The organism is Mycobacteroides abscessus ATCC 19977 (assembly GCF_000069185.1).
Classification (GTDB): domain Bacteria; phylum Actinomycetota; class Actinomycetes; order Mycobacteriales; family Mycobacteriaceae; genus Mycobacterium; species Mycobacterium abscessus.
The window spans coordinates 459,650-484,333 of record NC_010397.1 but is presented as its reverse complement, the minus strand read 5'-3'; the positions used below and the strand labels follow the sequence as shown (position 1 = coordinate 484,333).

At 64.9% G+C, this 24,684-nt stretch carries 29 protein-coding genes; 10 read left to right on the top strand and 19 right to left on the bottom strand.

Going from position 1 to position 24,684, the window contains the following annotated elements; translation table 11 throughout:
• Positions 1–85: 85 nt before the first annotated feature.
• Positions 86–289: a cold-shock protein gene (locus MAB_RS02620; protein ID WP_005064941.1), complete on the bottom strand. Its 204-nt coding sequence runs from the start codon at positions 287–289 to the stop codon at positions 86–88.
• A 341-nt stretch (positions 290–630) separates the two neighbouring features.
• On the opposite strand from MAB_RS02620, the gene MAB_RS02615 reads away from it, so the two are divergent.
• The gene (locus MAB_RS02615; RefSeq protein WP_005113919.1) at positions 631–2,940 is read left to right on the top strand and encodes a DEAD/DEAH box helicase; all 2,310 of its coding nucleotides are present in this window, start codon (positions 631–633) and stop codon (positions 2,938–2,940) included.
• Here MAB_RS02615 and MAB_RS02610 read toward each other — a convergent pair.
• Entirely contained in the window at positions 2,937–4,040 is a 1,104-nt protein-coding gene (locus tag MAB_RS02610; protein WP_005113107.1) for an NADH:flavin oxidoreductase/NADH oxidase, read from the bottom strand. The two genes, MAB_RS02615 and MAB_RS02610, sit on opposite strands and share 4 nt — an antisense overlap.
• A gap of 91 nt (positions 4,041–4,131) precedes the next feature.
• Positions 4,132–5,091 (bottom strand): alpha/beta hydrolase, encoded by a 960-nt coding sequence (locus tag MAB_RS02605; protein ID WP_005083496.1) that lies wholly within the window; start codon positions 5,089–5,091, stop codon positions 4,132–4,134.
• Positions 5,092–5,240: 149 nt separating this feature from the next.
• On the opposite strand from MAB_RS02605, the gene MAB_RS02600 reads away from it, so the two are divergent.
• Genes MAB_RS02600 through MAB_RS02590 form a run of 3 tightly spaced genes read left to right on the top strand, consistent with a single transcriptional unit; the run spans position 5,241 to position 7,203 of the window.
• Positions 5,241–5,876, top strand: a complete 636-nt coding sequence (locus tag MAB_RS02600; protein WP_005083497.1) for a TetR/AcrR family transcriptional regulator — start codon at positions 5,241–5,243, stop codon at positions 5,874–5,876.
• A 41-nt stretch (positions 5,877–5,917) separates the two neighbouring features.
• Positions 5,918–6,838, top strand: a complete 921-nt coding sequence (locus MAB_RS02595) for a carbon-nitrogen hydrolase family protein (protein WP_005113106.1) — start codon at positions 5,918–5,920, stop codon at positions 6,836–6,838.
• Positions 6,835–7,203 (top strand): hypothetical protein, encoded by a 369-nt coding sequence (locus MAB_RS02590; RefSeq protein WP_005083500.1) that lies wholly within the window; start codon positions 6,835–6,837, stop codon positions 7,201–7,203. Before MAB_RS02595 ends, MAB_RS02590 begins: the two co-directional genes overlap by 4 nt.
• A gap of 12 nt (positions 7,204–7,215) precedes the next feature.
• Here the strand turns inward: MAB_RS02590 and MAB_RS02585 are convergent, their stop codons facing one another.
• From MAB_RS02585 to MAB_RS02570, 4 genes are all read right to left on the bottom strand, one after another.
• Positions 7,216–8,310, bottom strand: a complete 1,095-nt coding sequence (locus MAB_RS02585; RefSeq protein WP_005086907.1) for an NmrA family NAD(P)-binding protein — start codon at positions 8,308–8,310, stop codon at positions 7,216–7,218.
• 67 nt (positions 8,311–8,377) lie between these two features.
• A complete protein-coding gene (locus MAB_RS02580) occupies positions 8,378–8,818 on the bottom strand; it encodes a MarR family winged helix-turn-helix transcriptional regulator (protein ID WP_005092129.1) in 441 nt (146 codons plus the stop codon).
• 118 nt (positions 8,819–8,936) lie between these two features.
• Positions 8,937–11,867: an MMPL/RND family transporter gene (locus MAB_RS02575; RefSeq protein WP_005113103.1), complete on the bottom strand. Its 2,931-nt coding sequence runs from the start codon at positions 11,865–11,867 to the stop codon at positions 8,937–8,939.
• The gene (locus MAB_RS02570; protein ID WP_005113101.1) at positions 11,864–12,325 is read right to left on the bottom strand and encodes an MmpS family transport accessory protein; all 462 of its coding nucleotides are present in this window, start codon (positions 12,323–12,325) and stop codon (positions 11,864–11,866) included. The genes MAB_RS02575 and MAB_RS02570 overlap by 4 nt, the downstream gene beginning before the upstream one ends.
• Positions 12,326–12,530: 205 nt before the next feature.
• Between MAB_RS02570 and MAB_RS02565 the strand changes: the two genes are divergently transcribed.
• On the top strand, positions 12,531–13,148 hold the full coding sequence (locus tag MAB_RS02565) for a TetR/AcrR family transcriptional regulator (RefSeq protein WP_005130889.1): 618 nt from the start codon (positions 12,531–12,533) through the stop codon (positions 13,146–13,148).
• Between the two features lie 27 nt (positions 13,149–13,175).
• On the opposite strand, the gene MAB_RS02560 is transcribed toward MAB_RS02565, so the two are convergent.
• From MAB_RS02560 to MAB_RS02540, 5 genes are all read right to left on the bottom strand, one after another.
• Positions 13,176–13,565: an Rv3654c family TadE-like protein gene (locus MAB_RS02560; protein WP_005083510.1), complete on the bottom strand. Its 390-nt coding sequence runs from the start codon at positions 13,563–13,565 to the stop codon at positions 13,176–13,178.
• Positions 13,519–13,776, bottom strand: a complete 258-nt coding sequence (locus MAB_RS02555) for a TadE family type IV pilus minor pilin (protein ID WP_178051506.1) — start codon at positions 13,774–13,776, stop codon at positions 13,519–13,521. Before MAB_RS02555 ends, MAB_RS02560 begins: the two co-directional genes overlap by 47 nt.
• A gap of 68 nt (positions 13,777–13,844) precedes the next feature.
• On the bottom strand, positions 13,845–14,036 hold the full coding sequence (locus MAB_RS02550; RefSeq protein WP_005083512.1) for a DUF4244 domain-containing protein: 192 nt from the start codon (positions 14,034–14,036) through the stop codon (positions 13,845–13,847).
• A 54-nt stretch (positions 14,037–14,090) separates the two neighbouring features.
• Positions 14,091–14,675, bottom strand: a complete 585-nt coding sequence (locus tag MAB_RS02545) for a type II secretion system F family protein (protein ID WP_005113077.1) — start codon at positions 14,673–14,675, stop codon at positions 14,091–14,093.
• On the bottom strand, positions 14,672–15,448 hold the full coding sequence (locus tag MAB_RS02540) for a type II secretion system F family protein (protein ID WP_005083514.1): 777 nt from the start codon (positions 15,446–15,448) through the stop codon (positions 14,672–14,674). The genes MAB_RS02545 and MAB_RS02540 overlap by 4 nt, the downstream gene beginning before the upstream one ends.
• 610 nt (positions 15,449–16,058) lie before the next feature.
• Between MAB_RS02540 and MAB_RS02535 the strand changes: the two genes are divergently transcribed.
• Positions 16,059–16,928: an alpha/beta hydrolase gene (locus tag MAB_RS02535; protein WP_005113074.1), complete on the top strand. Its 870-nt coding sequence runs from the start codon at positions 16,059–16,061 to the stop codon at positions 16,926–16,928.
• 410 nt (positions 16,929–17,338) lie between these two features.
• The gene (locus tag MAB_RS02530) at positions 17,339–17,623 is read left to right on the top strand and encodes a hypothetical protein (RefSeq protein ID WP_005113073.1); all 285 of its coding nucleotides are present in this window, start codon (positions 17,339–17,341) and stop codon (positions 17,621–17,623) included.
• Positions 17,624–17,677: 54 nt separating this feature from the next.
• Here MAB_RS02530 and MAB_RS02525 read toward each other — a convergent pair whose 3' ends face one another.
• From MAB_RS02525 to MAB_RS02505, 5 genes are all read right to left on the bottom strand, one after another.
• On the bottom strand, positions 17,678–18,283 hold the full coding sequence (locus MAB_RS02525; RefSeq protein ID WP_021269287.1) for a carbonic anhydrase: 606 nt from the start codon (positions 18,281–18,283) through the stop codon (positions 17,678–17,680).
• Between the two features lie 150 nt (positions 18,284–18,433).
• On the bottom strand, positions 18,434–18,877 hold the full coding sequence (gene lpqS, locus MAB_RS02520) for a putative copper homeostasis (lipo)protein LpqS (protein WP_005113070.1): 444 nt from the start codon (positions 18,875–18,877) through the stop codon (positions 18,434–18,436).
• 65 nt (positions 18,878–18,942) lie between these two features.
• A complete protein-coding gene (locus tag MAB_RS02515) occupies positions 18,943–19,347 on the bottom strand; it encodes a putative quinol monooxygenase (RefSeq protein ID WP_005113069.1) in 405 nt (134 codons plus the stop codon).
• Entirely contained in the window at positions 19,341–19,682 is a 342-nt protein-coding gene (locus MAB_RS02510; protein ID WP_005113067.1) for a hypothetical protein, read from the bottom strand. Before MAB_RS02510 ends, MAB_RS02515 begins: the two co-directional genes overlap by 7 nt.
• A 119-nt stretch (positions 19,683–19,801) precedes the next feature.
• Entirely contained in the window at positions 19,802–20,236 is a 435-nt protein-coding gene (locus tag MAB_RS02505) for a hypothetical protein (protein WP_005113066.1), read from the bottom strand.
• Between the two features lie 162 nt (positions 20,237–20,398).
• On the opposite strand from MAB_RS02505, the gene MAB_RS02500 reads away from it, so the two are divergent.
• Together MAB_RS02500 and MAB_RS02495 are read left to right on the top strand one after the other, a co-directional pair.
• A complete protein-coding gene (locus MAB_RS02500) occupies positions 20,399–21,937 on the top strand; it encodes a multicopper oxidase family protein (protein WP_005113065.1) in 1,539 nt (512 codons plus the stop codon).
• A gap of 91 nt (positions 21,938–22,028) precedes the next feature.
• The gene (locus tag MAB_RS02495) at positions 22,029–22,670 is read left to right on the top strand and encodes a DUF1942 domain-containing protein (protein WP_005113064.1); all 642 of its coding nucleotides are present in this window, start codon (positions 22,029–22,031) and stop codon (positions 22,668–22,670) included.
• Positions 22,671–22,755: 85 nt separating this feature from the next.
• Here MAB_RS02495 and MAB_RS02490 read toward each other — a convergent pair whose 3' ends face one another.
• Both MAB_RS02490 and MAB_RS02485 read right to left on the bottom strand, forming a co-directional pair.
• The gene (locus MAB_RS02490) at positions 22,756–23,091 is read right to left on the bottom strand and encodes a hypothetical protein (RefSeq protein ID WP_005113063.1); all 336 of its coding nucleotides are present in this window, start codon (positions 23,089–23,091) and stop codon (positions 22,756–22,758) included.
• A gap of 108 nt (positions 23,092–23,199) precedes the next feature.
• Entirely contained in the window at positions 23,200–23,640 is a 441-nt protein-coding gene (locus MAB_RS02485; protein WP_005125351.1) for a hypothetical protein, read from the bottom strand.
• A 160-nt stretch (positions 23,641–23,800) separates the two neighbouring features.
• Between MAB_RS02485 and MAB_RS02480 the strand changes: the two genes are divergently transcribed.
• The gene (locus MAB_RS02480; RefSeq protein ID WP_005113061.1) at positions 23,801–24,667 is read left to right on the top strand and encodes a polysaccharide deacetylase family protein; all 867 of its coding nucleotides are present in this window, start codon (positions 23,801–23,803) and stop codon (positions 24,665–24,667) included.
• The last annotated feature ends 17 nt before the right edge of the window (positions 24,668–24,684 follow it).

Genomic DNA, 24,684 nt, shown 5'->3' with positions numbered 1-24,684 from the left:
AGACATGTATGCCTGCCCGCGGGGCTGTTGGAGACGAGAAACGCCCCCGGCACAGGGCCAGGGGCGTTCCTACGACGGATGTGGGTCAGACGGCGCGGACGCCGGTAGCCTGCGGGCCCTTGGGGCTCTGGCCTACCTCGAACTCAACCTTCTGGTTCTCTTCCAGGGTACGGAATCCGTTGCCCTGAATCTCCGTGTAGTGGACGAAGACGTCAGCGGAGCCGTCCTCGGGCGCAATGAACCCGAAGCCCTTTTCCGCGTTGAACCACTTCACAGTTCCCTGTGGCATTTCTTGATTTTCCTTCTCTTACACCGGGTGCGACGCGCCGTTCGGTACGTCGGGCCCCGTTCCGACCGCCATACCCCGTGAAGATGACCCTCGCAGGAACCGCGACCGCAACGTCGATCCTGCGAGTGCAAAACACGAACACAGAAGCTGCGACCGCCCTAAGTAGAGCATGTTTGGGCCGTTGGCGATAGCGGTGTGCCACATAATTGATAGGAAGTTCGGTGAACAGTGGCGAAACTTCGGCCCCCTTCAGCCCTGCCTTACCCTGGCATTATGGCCATTTACGGTAGCGGGATCGACACCGTTTTGGCACAAGTGTGCAGGTCACAAGGGGTTTTGCGGTGACCGTTGGTTACGGCCGTGAACTGCTGGATCTTATTGTCGCCGGCACGCCGAGCGGCGAGACTCCGGTGCGGCATATTTGCGATATCCCTGCCCGAAACGCCGAGGTGACCAGCTGGCCGCAGTGGGCACATCCCGACGCGATAGCCGCATTCGCGGCTCAAGGTGTGACGGCGCCGTGGTCACACCAGGTCGCCGCCGCCACCCTGGCCTTCGCGGGTCGCCACGTGGTGGTGGCCACCGGAACCGCATCTGGCAAGTCGGTCGCGTACCAACTACCGATCCTCACCGCCCTGGCCTCAGAACCGCGCGCACGGGCGCTGTATCTGGCGCCCACCAAGGCTCTCGGTCACGACCAGTTGCGCGCAGTGCGCGAATTAATCACGGGGGTTGACAATTTCGAGCGAGTACAGCCGTGCACGTACGACGGCGATAGCTCCAACGAGTTGCGACGGTTCGCCCGGGAAAGCTCCCGCTGGATTTTCACCAATCCCGACATGATCCATGTCTCGTTACTGCACAACCACACCCGCTGGTCGGCCTTCCTACGCGGCCTGCGCTATCTCGTGGTGGACGAATGCCATTACTACCGTGGCGTTTTCGGGTCAAACGTAGCACTGATACTGCAACGTCTGCTACGCCTATGCGAGCGCTACGGTTCACATCCGACGGTGGTGTTCGCCAGTGCCACGACTGCCAATCCTGGTGCGGCGGCGCAGGCCTTGATCGGTCAGCCCGTTGAAGAGGTAGTCGCGGATGGATCACCGCACGGGATGCGCACGGTCGCCCTGTGGGAGCCACCCCTGCTGCCGATTACCGGCGAGAACGGGGCACCGGTGCGCCGCCCAGTCAGTACCGAGACGTCGCGGCTGTTGGCCGACCTTGTCCAGGAGGGCGCGCGCACGCTTGCCTTCGTCAGGTCGCGGCGTGGCGCGGAGATGACAGCACTAGGCGCCGCGCATCGGCTGTCCGAGGTCGATCCGGGCCTCGTATCGCAGGTGGCGGCGTACCGGGCCGGTTACCTACCGGAGGACCGGCGTGCGCTGGAGCAGGCGCTGTCGAGCGGCACGTTGACCGGTGCGGCGACGACGAATGCCCTTGAGCTGGGCGTCGATATCGCCGGGCTTGATGCCGTGGTGGTGGCGGGGTTCCCGGGTACCGTGGCGTCATTCTGGCAGCAGGCCGGGCGCTCCGGGCGTCGTGGACAGGGCTCGTTGGTGGTGCTGGTGGCACGCGACGATCCACTGGACACCTACCTGGTGCACCATCCAGAAGCCCTGCTGGACAAACCGATCGAAGCGGTGGTGATCGACCCTACCAATCCACATGTGCTGCGTCCTCATCTGCTTTGTGCGGCAACAGAACTCCCACTCACCGAGGATGATGTACGCTCTCTCGACGCCGGGCAGGTGGTATCCGATCTGGTCGACGACGGGCTGCTCCGCAAGCGGCCCGGCGGGTATTTCGCAGCACCGGGCCTCAACCCATATGCCGCGGTGGACATCCGAGGGTCGATCGGCGGGCAGGTCATGATCCTCGAAGCCGACACCGGACGGGTGCTGGGCACGGTCGACACCGGACGCGCTCCGGCGACAGTGCATCCGGGTGCGGTCTACCTGCATTCCGGCGAGACATACGTCGTCGATTCACTGGACTTCGGCGACGGAATCGCCCTGGTGCACAACGACCGGCCCGACTATTCGACGTTCGCGCGCTCCACCATCGATATTGCCATCACCGGCGAGGGCGAGCGGATCGACCTGGGTGACATACAGATTGGGCTGGTTCCCGTGGACGTCACCCATCAGGTGATCGGCTATCTACGCACGCTGACAACCGGGGAGATCCTCGACTTCGTCGAGCTCGACATGCCCTCGTCGACGCTGAGCACCAAGGCGGTGATGTACACCGTCACGCCGGAAGCATTGGCGGGCATCGATATCGATCCGCTCTCGACCCCCGGCGCCCTACACGCTGCTGAGCACGCCGCGATCGGACTGCTGCCGTTGGTAGCTAGCTGCGACCGCGGCGATATCGGCGGTGTGTCTACCGCGCTTCAACCGGAGACCGGTCTGCCGACGGTATTCGTGTACGACGGCCACCCCGGCGGTGCGGGCTTCGCCGCGCGGGGATACCACAAACTCGCGACCTGGCTGGGCGCCACGGCCGACGCCATCGACGCCTGCGAATGCGATGCGGGATGCCCATCATGTGTGCAATCACCCAAGTGCGGCAACGGAAATTCCCCGTTGGACAAGCGCGCTGCCGTCAAGGTACTACGGCTGGTGCTCTCGCGACTGCCGGGCTAGAACGCCCGCGCGTACTGCTTGGGCACCGCGGGGCTCAGATCCGCACCCAGCTCGCGCGCCGCCCGCCGCGGCCAGTACGGATCGCGCAATAGTTCACGGCCCAAGAGCACCGCGGAGGCATCGCCCGCGGCGAGGATGGATTCGGCCTGATGCGGCTCCGTGATCATGCCCACTGCCGCTGCGGGAAGCGGTGTTTCGGTCTGAATGCGCCGAGCGAAACGCACCTGGTATCCGGGCCCGGTGGGTATGTGCACGTGCGGCACATTGCCCCCCGTCGACACGTCCACGAGGTCTACGCCACGCGGCTGCAGCATTCTGGCCAGCTCGACTGTCTGATCGGGTGTCCAGCTGTCCGCCTCGTGTCCCGGTTCCTCGGACAGCCAATCGGTCGCCGAAACCCTGACAAACAACGGTAGGTGTTCGGGCCAGACGGTGCGGACCGCCGTGACGGTGTCGAGAGTGAGTTTGGCCCGTCCGGAGAACGAGCCGCCGTACTCGTCGGTGCGGGTATTGCTTGCCGGAGAAAGGAACTGGTGCTGGATGTATCCATGGGCAGCGTGCACCTCGAGCACTTGGAAACCTGCGCGTAGGGCACGCTGGGCGGCGCTGACATAGTCCTCGATGATCGCGGTGAGGTCGGCGGTGGTGGCGGCCACGGGTGGTACAAAATCACCGTATGGCGCATCGGTGGGCCCGACGGTCCCCCAACTCAACGGGTCCGTGGGCTCCAGCGAGCGGTGCCCGTCCCACGGAGCGACGGTGGATGCCTTGCGCCCGGCATGCCCGAGCTGTATCGCGGGGACGGCGCCAAAGTGCTTGATACCGTCCACGATGGCTGCCCAGGCCTGCTCCTGGGTGTCGTTCCAGAGACCGGTGTCGTATGGGGAAAGCCGCCCTTGCGCATTCACGGAGGTGGCCTCGGTGAACACCAATCCGGCGCCGCCGATCGCGCGGCTGATCAGGTGGGTGCGATGCCAATCGTTCGGGGTGCCGAGCAGCGGCCCGGCCGGGGCCGCCGAATATTGACACATCGGCGACATCCAGATCCGATTGGGAACGGTGATGTCGCGCAGCCGGTACGGCTCGAACAACAGACTCATGGTGCGATGGCTCCTCGCGTCGGGTCGATGGCCAGCATGGCTGGCCCGGCACAGTCCAACGCAGATATCGCCGGGATGCTTCCCCGGCTGGTCAGCCAGCCTGCTCTGTCGCCGGGCCTTGCTCAGCGGCGGAAAGCGCCTCGTTGATGAAGTCGGCAGACAGCACCACAGCCTCTGCGGTATCACGCGAGACGGCTATGGCCGGGAAGGCATGCAGCTGCCATGAGTAGCTGTGCACCTTGGCCACCACACCCGCCGCGGAGAGCTTCTCGGCAAGTGCGATGGCGTCCGGCTCCAGGAATTCATCCTGCGCGGTAATGAGCAATGTGGGCGGGTACGCCTCGACCGGCACGGCAACCACGCGACGCTCTCCGGCGAATTCCACTGGCCCCCTGTCGAACTTGGGGGCCAGCTTCCTCAATTTGCCCTTGGGCAGGTACGCGTCGTGGCGGCTGGTACTGGCCGGATTGGCAGCCAAGTCCAGATCCAGCAACGGCGAATAACCCACATAGGCAACCGGTTTCGGCAACCCATGGGTGTGTGCGTATTCGATGACCTTGCCACTCAGGAACCCGCCGGCCGAGTCGCCGACGACAATCACGCGCGCGTAGTCCTGGAGTAGTTCACGATAGGCTTGCACCGCGTCGGCGACCGAGGAGCCCACGCCGACCTCCGGCAGCTGCCGGTAGTCGAGCACGTAGACGGGTACCCGGAGCTGGCGGGCCAGCAGGCCGGTGATCTTGCGGTGCGTGGCCGGACCGCACGCGATGAAAGCGCCGCCATGCAGGTAAAGGATGGCGGTATCGGCTTCCGCGACTGTCGTGCCTGCCGGAATCATGAGGTCGGTGGGCCTGTTGGCCAGGCTGACCCGAGACCGTTGGATGCCTGGTGCGTCGGGTCCGCGCTGCGCCCCGCGATCCAGCCACTTGAGCTGCCGCAGGCCTGCGTCGAAGATCGGGAACAAGATCAGCAATGGCTTGACGAAAAGCATCACTAGCAGAAACGACAAGCGTGCCTTGAGACCCGACTTTGGGTGCAGCGTGACGACCATCAGATCACGCTACAACCAGGCACTTGCCGTCGACTGCGGGGCTGCCGGTTGGCACGCATCGTCGGCGCGGGGTGCCGGGACATACCTCTCCGGTGACCAGGTCCGAGGCGTTCGCCTTCACCGCGGCAAAAAACCCGTAACCTCGGTGGGTGTCTGAGACCAAGGCCCGCCGTCAAGACCGTCGCACGGCTGTCACCACCGCGGCCATACTCGACGCGGCCGAAGGCCTTTTCGCGGAACGCGGGTTCCACGCGGTCACGGTGGATGCCATCGCCGAGGCCGCCGGCCTCGCGGTGGGTTCCATCTATCACCACTTCAAGAACAAGGAACGCCTATACCTCGCACTCGTCGAGCGGGCCTTGTCGGTCAATGAGCAGGCGATGGCCGTGGCATTTGGCCAGGGGCGCACCCCCATGGAGGAACTGCGCGCAGCCAGCGACGCCTATTGCGATTTCCACCTACAGAATCCCGGGTACTTCCGAATGATCGCGTTGCGCACCCTGGACGTACCTCCCGGCGATATGGCCGACGAGGTCGAGCGGCGCATCGCGGACAAGGTCGAGGCTCTGGTCGGCGACATCGCCGATGTGCTGCGCCGGGCCGACGCAGCAGGTGAAGTGCACTGCCCAGATCCGGTACGCGTATCAATCTTCTTGTGGGGCGCGTGGAATGGCGTGCTGTCGCTCAACTTGCGCCCCGACCGGCTGCGGCTGGAACCCGCCGAAATGCAGCGCGTACTGGAGTTGGGCCGCGACATCATCGAGCGCGGGCTCGTCCGCACATAAAGTCTTGTAGTAGCGCTCAGTTTTATAGTAGCGTTCGGTTTATGGTGCTGGCAGCTGCGATCCAACTCGAGGCAGTCATCGGCGATGTGGCCGCGAATCTGGGCAAGTGCGCACAACTGGCCGCGGAGGCCGGGCGTGCCGGCGCAAAAATCATCGCGCTCCCCGAGTTCTTCACCACCGGGATCGCGTTCGACCCGGCACTCCGAGACGCCGCACTACCTCCCGAAGGAGCTGCCACCGAGCTGTTGCGGACCCTGGCTCACCACTACGACGCGCTGGTCGGCGGCTCGTTCCTGTGCCGCGACAAAGATGGGCATGTCCGCAACGCCTATTTCGCCGCGGACGCGACCGGGATGGTCGGCCGGCACGACAAGGATCTACCGACCATGTGGGAGAACGCCTTCTACATCGGAGGTCAGGACGACGGGGTATTTCGCGCCGGCACACTCAACGTCGGTGCGGCGGTGTGCTGGGAGCTGATGCGTACCCGCACGGCGCGGCGCATGCGCGCTCACGTCGATCTGGTGATGGCGGGCTCCGGTTGGTGGTCGATACCTCCATGGCGGCCACGCGCCACCTTCGCGGCCATGGAGCGCCGCAATCACCAAACCGCCAGGGCGGCGGCCGCCACGTTCGCCAAATATGTTGGTGCCCCGGTTGTTCACGCCGCGCACGTCGGCGAATTCCACTGTGCCATGCCCTGGATCCCCCTCAAATATCGCGGCCACTTTGAAGGCTCCACCCTCATCACCGACGGTACCGGCAGCATCGTCGCCGAACGCCGCCCCGAAGAAGGCCCAGGCATCGTTCTCGGCGATATCCACCTTGGGCGCCTGCCACCCGCGGCCGAGGTTCCCGACCGATTCTGGCTACACAGCCGGGGCGCATTACCCACCGCGGCATGGCATTACCAAAGGTGGCACGGCCGTAGGTGGTATCGCAGAAACATGGTGACCACATGAGCATCGTCGTCCGCATCGGGTTGGCCGAGCTGGCTCTCGGCGCGCTCTTGGGATGGGTAGTAGCAGCCAACTTTCTTGCGCCACAATTACTCAGGAGGGCTGGCGTGACAAATGGGCGCAGGTTTCTGCAGGCCCATCTCGACTACATCATCATGGGGATACTGCTGATCGCGGTGGGCCTTGCGGTACCCGATCTGCCCGGTTGGCTGGCCGCCGTGGTGGTCTATGGCGCGCTCCTGAACCCCACCTTGTTCCTTCCGATGGCGTTCAAGCAGAACGTCACCTCCAACACCAGTTTCAAGGTTGCCACCTTCACCTCATTCGTGGCGATGAGCGGCAGCCTGGTACTGGTCGCGGTCCAATAGGTTCGCCTTTGCTCATAGCTTTCCGGTCCGCAGGTCTTGGCTACTCTTCAGAACAGCCGCGTCGAGACTCCAGTTTTCCGGTTGGACCCGCTCCCACAGGCCGCCTCTCCCGCGCTTCCTGCCCAGTTCCTCCTCGCGCCTGAACCATTGCTCGGCCGTACGGATCCTGTTCGGATGGATTTCATCCAGCAGTACGTAATCACGTTTGACGATTCCGTCTTTCCACAAGTTCCAAAAACCCGTGAAGTTGTCTCGAAATGTCATGGTGCTGGGGTCATCCGGGGCCGCGTTATATCCGGCCGGCCTATCGGCGATCCCCCCAAGTGGCCCCTGCCAGTAGGTGTCCACGTCCGTGTCTATGTACTGCGCGGGATGCCCGGTGACCTTCTCGAACGCCCGGGCGAGCTCACTGTACGGAATGTGGTCGATAGCCACTTCGAGGTCCATGCCGTTGGACCGATCGGTGTTGTCGAAGAGCCACCTGACGTAGTAACCGCAATCCTCAAGGGACACATGGGGTACAGCTCCGCCTCCCAGCGGAACCCGCCAGGTGACGACGCCCTCCTCGACGGTGGGCGCCATCGGAGTCAGCGGCGAGATTGTCATCTCAATGTACGGGCCGGATGTGAAGATCGCCGCACCCATCCGCTCCGCGTTTGACTGATTCTGAAGCAGGATCCATTCGGCGACACGCCCCTTGCCGTCATAGTGGCCGACACGGTACCTGGAGTCGTAACCAGCCTTCTTGAGCCCGTAGTCGAGATTTCCGTATACGAGAAATCTGATCCCCTCTTCCATTGCGATCTCGTACGCGCGGATGGCCCAGTACATCTCGGTCTTCTCACCGGTATTGAATCCATCGATATTGATGAAGGCACCGTCACATCTCCGAAACCCTTCGCGCAGAATGGTTTCGTCAGTGAAAGTGCCTTCCAGGGCCGACGTGTTACCCAGTTCGAGCAGCGCTCTCGCCCGCGCACCGGTGGCATCGCGAGTGAGGAATCGGACGGAGTACTTCCCATCGGCAACCAGCGACCGTGTGACGGGAATGCCCTGGGCACCCGTGGCACCGATCATGAAGATCTTTGAGGTGGCATGTGATGACATTGCGGTGTGCTCCTAAGGTGTATATACAACATTTAGATGCGGCAGCAGGGGCGGCCCCTGTTGACCACTAATCGCCGGACGGTAGTCCGAAATTGGCCGCCAGAGTCCGGACGGATTTGATACCACCGGACCCGAGGATCAGGGCGGCCTCTTCCTGCGCTCGCCGCCACTCGGGCATCACGGTCTCGATCTTTTCGCCCCCCGACGAGGTCAGCGCTACCTCGCGGACTCCCTTGGCATCCGATGCCACGGCCTCCACCCAACCGCGCCTGATCAACAGACCCACGTTGCGACTGACCGTCGACCGCTCCAGCTGTAAAACCTCGCCGATGCGCGCCGGTGAGCAGGGGCCGATCCTGCCCAGAGCGGCCATCAGATTGATCTGGGCAATGCTCACACCATGACCCTCGAGGGCGTGGTCATAGACACTCGTGATGGCCCGGCCGAGCAGCCGGACCCGAACCGCCAGGCAGTTGCTCACGATCTCATCGACGGCGTCAGTGACCATGGAACTATTGTTGCATATACATCACCGTCCCGGCAATGGCGCCGAAAGGTGCTGCGGGGTGATCGCAAACGCCCCAGTCGCGGACCACTTTCTGCCGTGGCCCGCGACTGATGGTCCGTCAGATCCGTGTGGTCACCGGCTCGCCGGCTTCGGGCTTATCCCTGAACGTGGCACGTTTGGGAGTGGGCAGCTTTTGCGGCCACCAGAACCACGGGCCGAGGATTCGGGCCAACGGCATGACCAAGAACAGTCGCACGATCATCATGTCGAAGATCAGTCCGATGCAGATGGTGGATCCGGCTTGCCCGATGTTGACCACATCGCTGGAGAGCATCGCGAGCATGGTTCCGGCGAGTACGAACGCGGCGGTGACGGCGACGTTGCCGGATCCGGCGATGGTGCGGATCAGGCCCGTACGAATACCCGCAGATAGCTCCTCGCGATACCGGGAGAGCAGCAGCAGGTTGTAGTCGCACCCCACCCCGACGAGCACGATGAATGCGATGGGCAGTGTGAGCCAATGCAACTCGATGCCGATCAGGGTTTCCCAGATGAACGCTGCCAGCCCGAGCGACCCGAGGAAGGACAGCACCACAGTGATCAGCACGATCACCGAACCGGCCAGGGTCCGCGTGATGACCATGACGATCAGGAACACCAGCCCGAATGTGGCCAGCATCATGGTGAGGATGTCATTCATGGAAAAAGCTTGAACATCACGGTAATTCGCAGACGCGCCAGCCACCAGCAGATCGACATTCGACAGCGACGTCCCCTTGATTGCCTCGTGTGCGGCGGCCTCGGCACGCTGGATCTGATCGATGCCTTCCGGGCTCATGGCCTCGCCCTGGTGGTAGATCAAGATGCGGGCGCCCTTGCCGTCAGGCGTCATCATGAACTTCATTCCAGTCTGAAAGTCCTTGGTGTTGAAGGACTCCGGGGGCATGAAGAAGAAATCGTCGTTCTTGGCGTTGTCGAAGGCCTTGCCCATGTCGACCATCGGATTGATCATCGGCTCGAGCTGCGCGATGGTGGCATGAAATAGGCTCTGCATGGTCAGCGTCAGCTGCTGCATGACGGCCATGTTCTGCACCATCGCGTTGAGCTGAGTAATCATCTGCGGAGTGGCCGCATCGACCATGCTCAAACCATCGACCATCGGTCCCAGCTGCGAGGTCGCCTCATCGATATTGTCGACCGATTCGTTCAATGAGCGCATGGCCCAACACATCGGGATATCGAAGCAGTGCGGCTCCCAATACAAGTAATTACGTATCGGACGGAAGAAGTCGTCGAAGTTGGCCAAGTTGTCGCGCGTCTTCTCCATCGCGGCCTTCAGGCCCCTGGACGCTTCAACGGACATCTGCGTTCCCGCGGAAAGCTGACCGGTGATGTCCGCCATCTTCTTGCTCGACTCCATCATGTCGCCCATCCGGGCAGCCATGGTGTCGATATCGGCCACACGGTCCTTCAAAAATCCCAGGTTCTGACCGATCTTGGTTCCCATCGAACCCATCGCATACGGCAGTGAGGCGTGTTCCAAGGGCCGGCCATTGGGTCGGGTGATGCTCTGCACCATCGAAATACCCGGTGTGCGCACGATATTTTTGGCGACGCGATCCAGGCTGATCATGTCGGTGGTGTTGCGCATATCGTGGTCGGCCTTGATGTACAGCGTATCGATGGAGAGCTGACTCGGCTGGAAATGGCGATCCGCTGCGTCATACCCACGAGACGACTCGACGCTCTTGGGCGCGTAATCGCGATCGTTGTAGCTCACCGTGTAGTTGGCCAGGTTGGCGATGCACAGCGGGATCACCAGGGCCGCAACCGCGATCATCGCCGCCGGCCACTTGGCGATCGCCGTACCCAACTTGCGCCAGGCCGGACTGGTCTTGGCCGGCTCCGACAGCCAGGGCACCTTGCTACCCAGTGTCAGCAGTGCCGGACCCAGCGTAAGCGCCGCGATCACGGCGACAACCATTGCCACGAAACACGGTGGGCCCAAGGTCCGGAAGTAGTCCAGAGTGGTCAGGCTCAGGCACAAGCACGCACCGGATATCGCGATGCCCGACCCCAGCACAACGTGGGCCACACTGCGCACCGAGGTGTAGTACGCGGACTCGCGGTCCTCTCCGGCACGCCGGGCCTCCTGAAAGCGGCCGAGATAGAAGATGCCGTAATCGGTAGCCACACCGAGAACCAAAGACACCGCCATATTCATGGCGAACGACGAGATGCCGATGACGTGGTTTTCGACCAGCAGCGAGACCACGCCACGAGCGGTGGCCAGCGTGATCAACACACCGAACAGCGGAATGATCGCCCGGGTGATAGAGCGATATGCGATCAACAGCATCGCGATGATCACGACGATGGTGACGATGGTCAGCGTGACCATGCTCTCGTCGGCGGCGTTGAGCGTGTCGGAGGCCAGGGGCGCCGGGCCGCTCACGTAGACCGTGAGTCCCTCGGGCTTGTCCTTGTCGAGCTTCTCGATAATGCCGCGGATGGCCTTGATGGACCTGTTCGAGTCGGCGTCCCCCAGATCGCCGGTGGGCCGCACTGTCAGCGTTGCGGCCTGTGCGTCCGCGCTCTGCTGGCCCGACCTGGTGACGGGGTCACCCCACAGGTTCATCAGCGATTGCACGTGCTCTTTGTCGTCCAGCAGCCGACGAACCATCTCGTCGTAATACTTGTGGTCCTGCTCGCCGAGCTGACGACCCTGCGCCTCCAGTACCACCACGGCCATGCTGGTGTAATCGGACTCCTGGAAGTCTTGCCCCTGCGTGATGGCGGCGGCAGACGAGGGCGCATCCCGCGGAATCATCGCTTTGGCGTTGGCCGCGGTCGTCTCTTCCAGGGTGGGCACAAAAATATTCAGGGCAGCGGCGGCGGCGACCCAGAAGATCACCACCGGGATCGCCAGTACACGTAGCAATCGCGCTGGCCCAGGGCGCTTTTCAGGTTCCTTCACTACCGGCGGGGTGGGCGGCACCAGCACCGGCCCGGTGTCCGCATCCTGCGGCGGCTGCTGTCCCGAGGTCATGCTGCCGTCACCGTGCATGCGACCGCGGCGCCGGTGTGGTTGACGACCTGTTCCTCACGGACCTCACCGTTGACGCGGATACGGCATCCCAGCGAATCCCCATCCACCTGTGCGACCAGGCTCAATGAAGCCGCCGACGACATCGTGGTCTCCGAAACCGACCATGGCAGTGACGTCAGCACGACGTCGACGGGTTCGCTATTGAGATTGGCATAGGACACTTTCCCGCTAGTTCCCAGATTGCCGAACACCTCATAGGTGACGTTCTTGGGATTGATCTGGACCACCGTGGCCGGAATCGGACGCGTCGTCGGCGGATGGCTTATGGCCTGCGACTTCTCCCGAATCCGGTTGACCCCGAAACCCACGACCGCGATGACGATCACTGCCACCAGGGGCATCCACAACGCGCCCAGAATTCGGCCGGCTTGACCTTTTGATCGCTTGCGTCGGCTCATCGCTGAGCACCTCCGGCCGGGACGGTAAGAACAGCGGACACGCAATCCTCCTCGGCGCTCGTTACCTGCCCGGGGAGGTATCCCCGTACACGGAATCCCCCACTCATCGCAGGCTCCTCAGGGTTGAACGGCACACATCTCGTTGTTACCTTCGGTAACATAGCTCTTGTTACCCGAAGTAACAAGTCGGCTAGGATGTTGACTCATGCAGAAAGGCCCAACGTCCGGCGCGGCATCGCGCCGACCGTGGGCAGAGCGCCACGCGCACTTGCTGGACGCCGCTGAGCAGCTGTTCTTTGAACGCGGCTTCGCCGCAGTGTCGTTGAGTGACATTGCTCAAGCCGCGGGCGTCACCAAGCCCATCGCCTACCGCCACTTCAAAACCAAGGACGGGGCCTATCTGGCCTGTGCCCGGCGAGCCCAAGCCGACTTCGCGCAGGCCCTGGTGCAGCGAGCGGATCCGACGCAGGCCGTGCGTGAGCAGTTCGCCGCCGCCGCCGACCTGTTCTATGAACTCTTGGAGACTCATCCCGAGCGCTGGGAGCTTATTTACGGCAGCGCCGCGGTGCTGCCCGCCGAGTCACGTGACGAACTGTCCGCGCTGCGCCTGGGCAACATCGAGACGACCTACGCACTGATCACCAAGGATCATCCCGACATACCCAAGCTTTTCGCCGAAGGACTCTCGCATGCAATGTCCGGGGCAGCCGAACGGCTGGGACATTGGTGGCGCTCCCGCCCCGATCTGGACCGCCAGCACATGGTCGATATCCACGTCGAGATCTTCTACGCCGCGGTAGCTCCTTATCTAGACTCGCGGTAGACAGCCAAGCGCTGATCGGTACTACCGTCACCCACCCTCGCCGATCGGCCCCGCGCGGGCTGCCGCCCGGGCAGGTCGTGCGCCGAAACGGCCCAGCATCACCGGAACACTGACGGCAACAACAACATCCAGGTCTTCGACCGTGCAGCCGGCCACCACCGCGCCCATCCGCCGGGCCACCGCACCGGCCTCCGCGCACGCGGGCGTGACGCCGTAGAGGGCGTGCTGCGCCCCCGCCAGCGCCGACAGGTCTGCGGCGGCCTGAGCCCGGTGCCGCGCCACCACGGCCGATCCCACCGCGGCACCCCCGGCGGTCAGCGCCAACAGCACCGCAATCATCGCCACCGCGATGATGGTCGCCGCGCCGCCGTCAGCCCTCGGGTTCCATCGCCGAAATTGACTCGGCGGCAATCGCAATAGCAGGGAGCAACCTGCTCGTCGCCGCAACCCGTGCCACCACATAGCCGCCGTCGCGGCGAACCTCAACCGTCGCCCCCGGTGGCGCGAGGCGACGCGCCACCGTTCGCGCATCGGCGTCGTCACCACGCGCAGCCAGTCGCGCTGCCTCACGAGAAGCATCCACACAGTGCACCTGCATCGACACCGCCTGAATTCCGGCTGCACACATCACCAGCACCGCCACCAACGCCGCGACGCCGAACGCGGCCTCGACCGTGACGGCTCCCGCATCTCCGTCTAGACGCTGGTGTTGAGTGCACGCGCAATGATGTTGGTGAGCGCACTGACGATCGAGTCTCCGGTGACCACCGTGTAGAGAATTGCCCCGAAGGCCGCGGCCGCGATAGTCCCGATCGCGTACTCGACCGTGGACATGCCATCCTCTGACTCGACGACTACCACGAGCCGCCGACGCACCTTGGTCAACATACCGTTGTGTATCAATGGATTCCCTCCCTTGTTGGCCTGCGGCCCCTCCGCAGGTCACAGCACACCGCTGTGGAACACATCGCGTGCCAAGCCCATGACGACAGGCACGATGCCCAGGCAGATGAAAGATGGCAGAAAGCACAGCCCCAGTGGCGCCCCGATGAGCACACCGGCTCGTTCCGCGGTCGCCACCGCGGAATCCAGCGCGTCTCGACGACATTGCACCGCCAATGAGGCGATGCCGTCGGCCATGACCACTCCCGAGTCGGCGGATCGCCGCGCCAGTCTGGTCAGCGCCTGGCGCTGTTCGTATCCCGGATCATCGGGTGAGCCCGCGTCCATCCATGCCGTCGATGCCGGTGCACCCAGCGCAAGCATCTCCCCCGCTCGACGGAGGATTCGGGCCAGCTCCACCGGTGCCGCGGCAGCCACCACCAGTGCCGCGGTCGCGACGGGCATCCCGGACCGCAGACACACACCGAACATGTCGAGGCTGAATGCCATTCCCAACAAACCCTTTTCGATGTCGTCCCGCTCGAAAGAAGCAGGAAGCCGATGGGGTGACATCCTCGCCCGGGCCCGCAATGCCCCGGGCGCGGTCAAGACCGCCGCGGCAAGCATCAGCAGCGCGGCGATCACCGCAACGCCTTCCCGGTGATCGCGTCGGCCCACAGCAGGCCGGCACACGCCAGCGTCACCCCTACAACGAGCAACGCGCCGCCCACGCCACCCGCGCACAGCACGCTGAGGGGTCTGGCTCCGATCATCTGTCCCAGCCCGATTCCCGCGACCGGTAGACCCGTCAGCACGACCGCGGTCGCACGGGGACCGGCGAGTCCGGCGTTCACGCGCGCGGTGAACTGCTGTCTTTCCTGCAAATCCGCCCTGCACGCGTCGAGGAGGTCGGCAACCGCGAGACCATGACGCTGGGCCAGTGACCAGCTACGGGTGATCCGATTCCATTGCGCTCTCGCCGGAACGGATCTCGGCAGGGCCCGATCTACGTTCACTCCCAAGCGGGCTCGTGCCGCGATCGCCGCGAATGCCTCGCCGGCCGCGCCGTTCAGCTCGACCGCGGCGATCTCAAAGGCCCGCACAGGATGCGCCCCGACCCTGAGTTCGCCGACAACTACATCGAGCCCGGACGCCGTGCAGTCCAACTCCTCCGATTCGACGCGAGATCTGCGGCGCCTACGCCACCGCAGGGCACCGGTCCCGGCCACCACGACAGCCGACACGACCACCGACAGTGGCAGTAGCCACAGAGCCGTCAGCACCAGCGCACTCAGCGGTGCCGCCACCAGCTTCCCCGTCCAGCGCACCGGACTCATCCCGGGCTGGTCCAGCCGCCGATACCTTTGCGGCACCAGAAGCAACGCGGCGGCGAGCAGCACTAAGGCCTGCGGCGTCATACCGCACCCCGAGCGATCAATCCGTCCAACTGCTCCGCACCGGGGCAGCGCCCGCCGTCGATATTCCACGCAGGTATCACTCGCGCGATCCCGTCATCGCCCTTGCGCACCACCGCGATTTCGGTCAGTCTTCGGAAGTTTGTGAATCTCCTGATGTGACAGACACATTGTGGCCGTTATCAGTAATAAGTTTCTGCGAATCTCTGGAGATTCCACTTCGGCACATTCGCTACATGTATACGGTGTGGCCCAACTAATCCGGTGTTCTACACATGTCACTGACGTGGGTTAGGCCACGGGGATACCGATGTCATGTCTCGCTTAGATCGAGGCACACATCGCCCCGTGCAGTGGGTGTGAAGGTGCACAGATCACTGAATTGCCTGGCACGATCCGCTAACGCGGTGCCGCGCTGACGGCGGCATAGGGGCAAAATCCGTTAACTGATGGGCCAACTGCGCGGCCGGAGCGGCTCCACGGTGCCTGCGAAGATGGCCTGAACGACTTTATGCATATACCCCGTAGGGGTATAGTCGTCTGTGGCAGGGTCTCGTCGCAGCAAGAAGGTCAGAAGATAACGAGCATCGTTCTGGGATACGAAGGGGCGCAGATGGCACACACTTTGGGTGCAAGCGCGATGTTGGGTTTGCCCGATGGGCGGGCATTGCACTACATGCGCGCCGGGGGCGGTCCGGGTCCGACGGTGGTGTTCGAGTCGGGTTTGGGGGCTTCCCGCTCGGAATGGGGCTTGGTGGCGCCGCTGGTAGCGCAACATTTCCCGACAGTCGTCTATGACCGGGCCAATCTGGGGCGCAGCGACCCAGACCCGGCCCCCCGCACCTTGGAGCATCTGGCGGGCGATCTGGGTGAGTTGTTGGCAGCTCTTGATGCCGGCCCATACATCCTGGTCGGTCACAGCTACGGGGGCACGATCGCGCTGGCCGCCGCCAACCGCGACCAGTCCTGTATTGCCGGATTGGTGCTGGTTGATCATTCCGATGAGCAGCTCGATGTGTGCTGCGGGTCATCGCTCAAACATTTGCGGCGACTGGTGCTGGCCGGCCGATGGACGATGAGTGTGCTGCGCTGGCTACATCTACTCGGATGGGTGGTACGCCGGGCCGCTTCGGGGCTCCCCGACGACGTCCTCGGCGATCTGATCGCCGAGGACTTGACCGTCAGTGCTCAGCAGGCCGCCGATGCCGAAGAACGGTTCTTTCTGTCCGGGTTGGCCAGCATGCGCCAACATCGCCGCGATCTCGGGAACATCCCGGTCACCGTGATCTCCGGTGTCAAGACCACGCTATTGGACCGCTCGATCCGCGCCGCGTTCCTGGCCGCCCACCGCCGCTCCGCCCAACGTCTGGGTGCCCGGCACGTGCTGGCCCAAAAATCCGGGCACCTCGTGGTTTTCACCGAACCGCAACTGGTGGCCGACGAAATCCGGCGTATCGCTGAGCGTATCGCGGCCGCAGCCTAACGCCGACACCGAGCCCGCGACCAATCAACTCAGCCCGCCCCTGCCCGCCACCGTGCCACCCAGTTCGCTGGTGCAGCAACCACATTCGGCCCGCGTGGCGGCTACGCCGACACCCGCCACGCACCTGCACATCCTCCCGGCCGCAGCCCTCACACGCGCCACCGACGCCACTCGACAGAAACTTAGCTGCCAGCAGCGGTACGCAGAGTTGCCCGCACGCACTGCACCACAGTGCATCACTCTCGTCGAGCAGCACCGCTGTGAAACTGAGAAGATTTGGCTTAAAGTTTGCTGATAGCCGTCTCATCCGTGAACTTATACATCGCAGTTTTCGTTGGACTATGTATATGCCACACCGCTTCCAAGGAAAGCTGTCGCGCTGCCCTGGCGTGCGGCAAGGAGGTTGCGATATGACGAAGATAGCGATGTTGGCGGCAGCCGCTGCATTCAGCGTCGCCGGTGCCCTCGGCGTGTCGCCGGCCGCGACCGCGGCCGCAGATCCGCCGCCGCCTCCGGTTTGCTATGCGAACAGGCCAAGCGTGAATGCGATCGAGCAGACCCCGTGCGTAGCCCCCGGCTCAGTGCGGTACTCGCAAGGAATACATCAGCCGACCTACGGCGGAGCCAATCCGCTGGTCCCGTACGGCACCAATCCACTGGTGCCGTACGGCACGAACCAAAACAACGCGGGCTAGGCCAAGCCACCTTTGTTTCCCTGCGCCGCAACAACCTGCCAGACGCTGCGGCGTTCAGCGGGCTCCTGGCGCGGGGAGACCGGTCGCGGTGACTTCATACAGGAGCTGGGCACCGAGGCTGTAGAAGGTGCCCGCCACCCGCAGGCGCCCCGAGTGTGCCGCGGCGGCCAGAAGCGGATGGCGCACCAGGCGCTGGCTTTGAATCGCGACGTTGACCACCGCGAGCTGGTCGACCTGGTTAAAGCCGCTGGCTGCGGCGCCCACGCGGGCCAGGTGATGCTCGTGATAGGCAGCCAGGGTGTCGCGGGCATTGTCGAGCCAGCGGCCCACCGCGCTGGTGGGCGCATCGATCGGTTCGGACAGCAACGCTCCCATCGCGCCGCAGCCCGAATGTCCGCACACCACTACCGAACGCACGTGCAGGTGGTTGAGCGCGAAATCCAGTGCGGCATCCACTGATCCTTCGGCCGGGTCGGTGGGTACCAGGTTGCCGGCATTACGGACTGTGTACAGCGGTGCGCAGCCGTCGGCCGGTGGTCCCACAGGCCAATCCGAGCAGGTCAGGTACAGCGCGTCAGGGTAGGCCGTGGTGTCGGTGGCCAGGAACGAGTTCATAAAGGTGCCCCAATCGGGAAGCAGCACACAGCACACCGGTGGCATGCCGGGCCGGATGGAAGGTTGGCGAATCGGCAAACAAGCCCGGCGGCGGCCCATGACACGCAGACACAGCGAGGCACCCGACCCGACGGGTCGATCACAGCGCTGCACATCCGGTGTCCGATGACGCCATCACCAGGTTGCACCGGCCGGTCACCGCCGGATGATGCACAAATCGTTGAGTAGGACACGCCCTGACCGCGGTCTCGCCGCGGCGCGCACGGGAGGGCCCCGATCGACGCGGGCCCACAGCGGCGCCGCGACTGCGGCGGCCGCGATCGCCGCAGTCAACGCGGCCAGCAGTCCGAGCCCGGGGTCGGCGCGCACCGTGGCAACGAGCACCTCGACGCTGTGGCACAGCGCGGTATGCCTGGCGTTATCGGCGCGTCGATGCGTCAGGACCCCGCCGTTGGCGCCGACCTGCGGTGCCGCTGCCGAGGTGATGCTGGGGCGCCCCTGAACGACAGGGCTGCGGCCGGGCTGGCCCGGCCCGTGCAGGCAATGCATTCCTGCGGGAAGCGCAGCGAGCACACCGATCAGCAGCGCCACCAGCACCCGCCGGCGGGCCCGGGGCCTGCCGGTTGTCATGGCCGGCACGCTATCACCGGCCACGGGTACCCCTAGCCGGTACACGTTCGGGGTGTGCCCGCGGGCGGTGCAGTTCAACACGAGGAGCCCGGGGAGGGTGCCCACACACCGGCAGGGGTGCTCAAGGGTGACCGCAGTGGCGGCGGCGCCGGCTTGCTGTGTCCCCGATGCACATCGCAGACCGTCAGGCGCAGCGGGATGTGGGCCGCCTCTTGGATTCTGGTGATGCACCAGCTCACCGCCGCCGAACGCAGGTGACGCTCGGCCAGCTGCGGTGTTTTCCAGGTCTGCTGTATCAGGAAATGGCCGAGGTCCCCGGCGTCCCGGAAAATTTCGTAGCCCAGATTGCCCGGGTCGTAACGGGTGCGTTCCAGCAGCACATTGAGCAGACCCCACACCGTGTCCTCAGCGCCCAGTGTCGCGGTGACCTCACCACAGACATACACCGGCGCGCAGGCCCCGGCGGCGCCGGTCAGCACTGAATGTCCACGTGGTAAACGCTGTAGAGCCGCACAACTTGATTTCGGCGCGATGCCCCATTGCAGTTGGGACAGTTCGTCGAAGGGGTACCGCCGTAGACATCCAGGTCCTTGCGGACCCGGGTGGCCACACATTGCGGCATCGGCTTGTTGCCAGTCTTGGTGACAATAACCTTGTTGCCCTGGGCTTTAAGACTGTTAATGACATCATCGGCGTCCCCGAGACCACCAGGCCCGGCATGAGCGGCCGGAGCCAACAGCACTGTCACAGCAGCGGTTACGGCACTAGCGGCCACGGCCAATCCCGTGACACGGCCGCGCAAAATGTTGTTCATGGTAAAGAACCTCTGTACGTGCGAGGCCACACCCCTGACAGGGCGCAGCAATAGCTGACGGTCGGCAAAAACGACCCGAGCCCGCGCACGGCAGCGCGATACACCGGGCCAAGCCGCGATCAGCGACGCAGCACGCCGAGGCGATGTACGAGGGTGGCGCCAGCAGTGATGACCGCCGGCCGGGTATGTGGCGGCGGGCCCCGCGTCAACGCCGGGGCCAGTGCGATCATCGCCGTCCAGGCCAGCGCGGCGACCGCGGCGATCCACAGCACGCGGGCCGCGGTAGGCGCCGACAACTGTGCGACAACAACGTCCGCCGCGGCGCACACGGCGGCAACCGGGGCAGAGAGGTGGTCGTGCGGCGCGATCACGGCCGCGCTGCGCTGCACCGGCGATCCGGCGGCCACCGCGTGGTGCGGCGGCGCGGCCACCGTGGTGTTGTGGTGGCCGGCCCCCACGCACTGCACCAGCAGCACCAAGGCGATCATCGCGGCCACCATCAGGGCACCGAGCCACGACGCACCCTGCCGGGTGCTGGCACCGGTGGCGATCATCGCCCGCCACCTGAGCGAGGGTTTCCCGCCAGGTTGCAGCTCGCCTGTGGACGGCAACACAGGTTCACCATAACATGATGTGCGCATACCCTTACCCGGTATTTGACATGTGTTTTCCGCAGCTGACTCAGGCGGCATGAAAGGACATGAAAGGAGCGGTTCATGGCGGTGTCGCGATCGCAATGGGGTCGGCGCGGGTTCTTGCAGCTGGGTGCGGCCACCGCGGCGGCCGGGGTGCTGGCCGCCTGCGGCACGCGGCCGGTGCGCGGGCCCAGCGGGCAGCCGGTGGGGCCGAGCTCACCGAGAGTGGGCGCGCTCGAAGCGGTCCGCCGCGACGGGGGCGGCCGATTGGTGCCGGTGAATTTGGCCGCGCGGCCGCTGCAGCTGGATCTGGCCGGCACGACCGTTTCCACGTGGGGTTATGGCGACCAGATTCCCGGGCCCACGATCCGGGCCCGCAAGGGCGAGGTGCTGCGGGTGGCCGTGGCCAATGGGCTGCCGGCGCCCACCACGGTGCACTGGCATGGGATCGCGTTGCGCAACGACATGGACGGGGTGCCGGATCTGACGCAGCCGCAGATCGCGGCAGCGGGATCGTTCACCTACGAATTCGCCCTGGCCCACGCGGGCACGTACTGGTTTCATCCGCATGTGGGCACCCAGCTGGATCGGGGTCTGTATGCGCCGCTGATCGTGGAAGACCCCGATGAGCGCGCCGACTACGACACCGAACTGGTCGTGGCACTCGATGACTGGATCGATGGCACCGGCACCGACCCCGACAAAGTATTGGCCGGGCTCCGGGACAAAGGCATGCCCGGGATGGGGCACTCGATGGGCGATATGCCGGGGATGTCGATTGGTTCGATGGGCGTCAGTGCGCAGGCGCCTCTCGGGGCCGACGGCGGCGACGTCACCTACCCGTACTACCTGATCAACGGGCGGGTGGCCGCCGATCCGCAGAGCGTCGACTACCGGCCCGGGACCCGGGTGCGGCTGCGGATCATCAACGCCGCCGGCGACAGCGCATTTCGGGTCGCGATCCCCGGGACACCGCTGACGGTGACTCACACCGACGGCTTCCCCGTGCAGCCGCGGCAAACCGATGCACTGCTGATCGGTATGGGTGAGCGCATCGATGCCATCATCACTGTCGGTGAGGTCTCGGTGCCGCTGCTGGCAGCCCCCTACGGCAAGGACGGCTACGCCCAGTTGGTCCTGCGCTCGAGCGGCACACCCGTGTCCGGTTCGGCCGCCGAGGCGGCCGCGGCGCTACCGAAGCTGGCGGCATTAGACACCGCGTCCCTGAGCGCCACTGAGGAGGTCACGCTGGCTGTCGGTGAACCCGACATCACCTACGATCTGCGCCTGGCGGGGCCGGGCAACAAATACTCCTGGACGATCAACGAGAAAACCTACAACCCGGCCGAGGGGCTGCCGGTGCGCGAGGGCCAGCGGGTGCGGCTGCGCTTCATCAACAACTCCATGATGTTTCACCCGATGCACCTGCACGGGCACACCTTCGCCGTGCGGACCGCATCCGGGGCCTACGGCGCCCGCAAAGACACCGTGCTGGTGGCACCCATGCAGACCGTCGAAGTCGACTTCGATGCGGATAACCCGGGCCAGTGGCTGACCCACTGCCACAACATTTATCACGGCGAAGCCGGAATGATGACCGTCGTCTCCTACCGCCAATAGCCCTGAACACCAAAGGTGTCGCTGCCCGGCCATCGGTGTCGATCAGCGGGAAAGTGCCATCGACTACACGACTACGCATAAGGAGATCACCATGGGTGCACTGCGTCCCCTCGCACTGGCCCTGGCCACGGCCGGGTTTTTCCTCGGTGGGCTGCTGGCCCCACCGTTAGGGCATGCCGCCGGGTCCTGTCCGCACCGCTTCGGGGCCGCCCAACAACTGGCCGACGCCGGCGGCAGCCAGGAATGGACCGTCACCGGCCTGAAGAAGTCGGCCGCCGTCTTGCCCGGCTACGCCCCGGCCGGTCAGCTGTGGGAAGCCTCGGCAACCGTGCGCGCCGAGCGGGGCACCATCACCCCACTCATCCCTAATCTGGCCGCCCACGCCATGGGCGGGCACTACCCGGTGCTCTGGCAAGTGGCCACCGATCAAGGCCTGCCCGCCACCACGCTCGCTGAGGGCCAATCATCTTCGGGCACCATATATTTTGATGTCACCGGGCCAGATCCGGTGGCCGTGGTCTACACCGTGGGCGCCGGTGCGCCGGCGATGATGTGGTGCTGCGAGGCCGCGATGGGAACGTCTGCGAACACGGCCATGGACCCGGCGATGAAAGCCAAGATGCAAGCCAACATGAAGGCCATGAAGGCCGACTGCCCGTGCTGTAAGGACCTGCCCGCCGCCGCACCCGGCACCGACTGCCCGTGCTGCGGGCCAACCCCTGCCGGAGCCTAACCCAGCACCGCAAGCCCGAGAACCCGCTGCCGCCACCGGCCGGCCCCGCTACACGCCGCTGGCAGTCGGTGGCGGCAGCGGCCGATCAGCACTGCACGTCGACGTACATGGTGCGGTACAGCAGTTGCGTGCCCACCCCGTTAGCGCGTTTGGCACGGTTGGGATCCACCACCTGCGGATGGGTCCACCAATACTCGGCTCTGCCTTGGCGTACCGAGGTCACGGTGCACAGTTGCAGCGGCTTGCCCCCGCGGCGGTTGACGATGACCTTGTCGCCTTGGCGCTGCAGCGCCATGATGACCTGCAGCGCATTGGGGGCAGCAGGTCCCGCCCAGGCGCTACCGGCCCCGGCCACAGTCGCCGCAGCAACAGCGGCCACGACAGCGGTCCCGGTGCGGCGAAGAAAACGTTTGTTGCCCATGAGAATTCCCTACGTTGGGGTGCCGCACGCAGGCGGCAGGAGCTGTCGAAGGACACCAGAAAGCCGATGCCTCGCGGCCACAATGGCCAGACATCGGCAGGTGTTTCCTCAGCGCCGAATAACGCAGAGCTGATGTAAAGACATCGGGCCGCCGGCGGCTGCCACGCGGGCCCGGGGCGGCGGCCCCCGCACGAGTGCCCCGGCCTCCGCGTCTGCGGCGGCCAAGGCGCCGAGCACCATCGGCACGGCCCCCATCAAAGGCATGTTGCCCCCGGCACGCGTCGTCGCGCTCAGCTGCGCGTGCGGGCACGGCGCGTGCAGATCTGCCCCCACCGGGTCAGCCGCCGCACGCAAAAATGGCAGCGCCATCTCGCTGACGGGGCCTCGGGCGACATGGGCCGTCCCGCCTGGGCCCGCAGTTGACCAGGAACGGGGCGCACCGGTCAGGCACCCCAGGGCGGCGACCACCGCCACGGCGGCCACGAGCACCAACGCTGCCGCACCCCGTTGGCGGCGGCGACGATACCCCCGGACCGGGCGCATCCGCATGCACCCCATCCTAGCCACTACCCCTACCGGGTACTGGCTTATTGGCGGGTGGGCAGATGATGTCCAGGAACGCGTGCAAGGATGCCCCCCACGGGTATGGCCCGGTTGCGGTGCACAGGGCGCGGCCGGCGCTTGCCGAATAGGTGCAGGAGGTGGATCTGTGGGTACAGTGCTCGATTCGGTGCGATTTCAGATAGCGGCGGTCGCGGTGGTGCTGGTGGCCGCGGCCGGGGTGGTCGGCATCGGGGTGCGCCACCGGTTGTTGCTGGGCCCGGACACGGTGGACTGCTCCCGTTACAAATGTGTGGCACTGACGTTCGACGATGGCCCCACGCCGTTTACCGACCGGTTGTTGCAGACGCTGACTGACCGCGGCGCCAAGGCCACGTTTTTCCTGATCGGTAACAAGGTCGCCGCTGACCCTGCTGCGGCCCGGCGCATCGCCGCGGCGGGGATGGAGGTGGCCAACCACACCTGGGAGCACCCCAATATGGCCACCATCCCCACCGCCGATATCGGCGCCCAGCTCAGCAAAGGTGTCGAGGCGATCGCGGCGGCCACCGGGATCGCCCCGCATCTGTACCGGCCTGCTGGGGGAGTATCGAATGCGGCGGTGCGCGCCGAGGCGGGCCGTCAGCATTTGGCCGAAATCTTGTGGGATGTCATACCGTTCGACTGGATCAATGACGCCGATACCGCCGCCACCGTGTACATGCTCAAAACCCAGATCAAACCCGGTTCGGTGGTGCTGCTGCACGACACCTACTCGAGCACCGTCGATATCGTCTACCAGTTCCTGCCGGTGCTGATTGCCAATGGCTACCACATGGTCACCGTCAGCCACCTGCTCGGCGACCGCGCTCCCGGCACCAGTTACGGGGGCCGCGAAAACGGTCCGCCCGTCAACGACATTCACGACATTCCGCCCGCCCAGATCCCTGTTCTGCCGGCCACGCCCTCACCCCAACCAGCACCCAATCTGCCGATCACCGACATCGCAGGCCAAAACCCCGGCGGGCCCCAATGATCGGGGCGTAAACCAGC

Coding starts and splice junctions, on each gene's coding strand:
- MAB_RS02620 (WP_005064941.1), bottom strand. CDS start 289: ATGCCACAGGGAACTGTGAAGTGGTTCAACGCGGAAAAGGGCTTCGGG.
- MAB_RS02610 (WP_005113107.1), bottom strand. CDS start 4,040: ATGAGTCTGTTGTTCGAGCCGTACCGGCTGCGCGACATCACCGTTCCC.
- MAB_RS02605 (WP_005083496.1), bottom strand. CDS start 5,091: ATGGTCGTCACGCTGCACCCAAAGTCGGGTCTCAAGGCACGCTTGTCG.
- MAB_RS02595 (WP_005113106.1), top strand. CDS start 5,918: ATGGTGCTGGCAGCTGCGATCCAACTCGAGGCAGTCATCGGCGATGTG.
- MAB_RS02590 (WP_005083500.1), top strand. CDS start 6,835: ATGAGCATCGTCGTCCGCATCGGGTTGGCCGAGCTGGCTCTCGGCGCG.
- MAB_RS02585 (WP_005086907.1), bottom strand. CDS start 8,310: ATGTCATCACATGCCACCTCAAAGATCTTCATGATCGGTGCCACGGGT.
- MAB_RS02580 (WP_005092129.1), bottom strand. CDS start 8,818: ATGGTCACTGACGCCGTCGATGAGATCGTGAGCAACTGCCTGGCGGTT.
- MAB_RS02575 (WP_005113103.1), bottom strand. CDS start 11,867: ATGACCTCGGGACAGCAGCCGCCGCAGGATGCGGACACCGGGCCGGTG.
- MAB_RS02570 (WP_005113101.1), bottom strand. CDS start 12,325: ATGAGCCGACGCAAGCGATCAAAAGGTCAAGCCGGCCGAATTCTGGGC.
- MAB_RS02565 (WP_005130889.1), top strand. CDS start 12,531: ATGCAGAAAGGCCCAACGTCCGGCGCGGCATCGCGCCGACCGTGGGCA.
- MAB_RS02555 (WP_178051506.1), bottom strand. CDS start 13,776: ATGTGTGCAGCCGGAATTCAGGCGGTGTCGATGCAGGTGCACTGTGTG.
- MAB_RS02550 (WP_005083512.1), bottom strand. CDS start 14,036: ATGTTGACCAAGGTGCGTCGGCGGCTCGTGGTAGTCGTCGAGTCAGAG.
- MAB_RS02540 (WP_005083514.1), bottom strand. CDS start 15,448: ATGACGCCGCAGGCCTTAGTGCTGCTCGCCGCCGCGTTGCTTCTGGTG.
- MAB_RS02535 (WP_005113074.1), top strand. CDS start 16,059: ATGGCACACACTTTGGGTGCAAGCGCGATGTTGGGTTTGCCCGATGGG.
- MAB_RS02530 (WP_005113073.1), top strand. CDS start 17,339: ATGACGAAGATAGCGATGTTGGCGGCAGCCGCTGCATTCAGCGTCGCC.
- MAB_RS02525 (WP_021269287.1), bottom strand. CDS start 18,283: ATGCCACCGGTGTGCTGTGTGCTGCTTCCCGATTGGGGCACCTTTATG.
- MAB_RS02510 (WP_005113067.1), bottom strand. CDS start 19,682: ATGAACAACATTTTGCGCGGCCGTGTCACGGGATTGGCCGTGGCCGCT.
- MAB_RS02505 (WP_005113066.1), bottom strand. CDS start 20,236: ATGATCGCCACCGGTGCCAGCACCCGGCAGGGTGCGTCGTGGCTCGGT.
- MAB_RS02500 (WP_005113065.1), top strand. CDS start 20,399: ATGGCGGTGTCGCGATCGCAATGGGGTCGGCGCGGGTTCTTGCAGCTG.
- MAB_RS02495 (WP_005113064.1), top strand. CDS start 22,029: ATGGGTGCACTGCGTCCCCTCGCACTGGCCCTGGCCACGGCCGGGTTT.
- MAB_RS02490 (WP_005113063.1), bottom strand. CDS start 23,091: ATGGGCAACAAACGTTTTCTTCGCCGCACCGGGACCGCTGTCGTGGCC.
- MAB_RS02485 (WP_005125351.1), bottom strand. CDS start 23,640: ATGCGGATGCGCCCGGTCCGGGGGTATCGTCGCCGCCGCCAACGGGGT.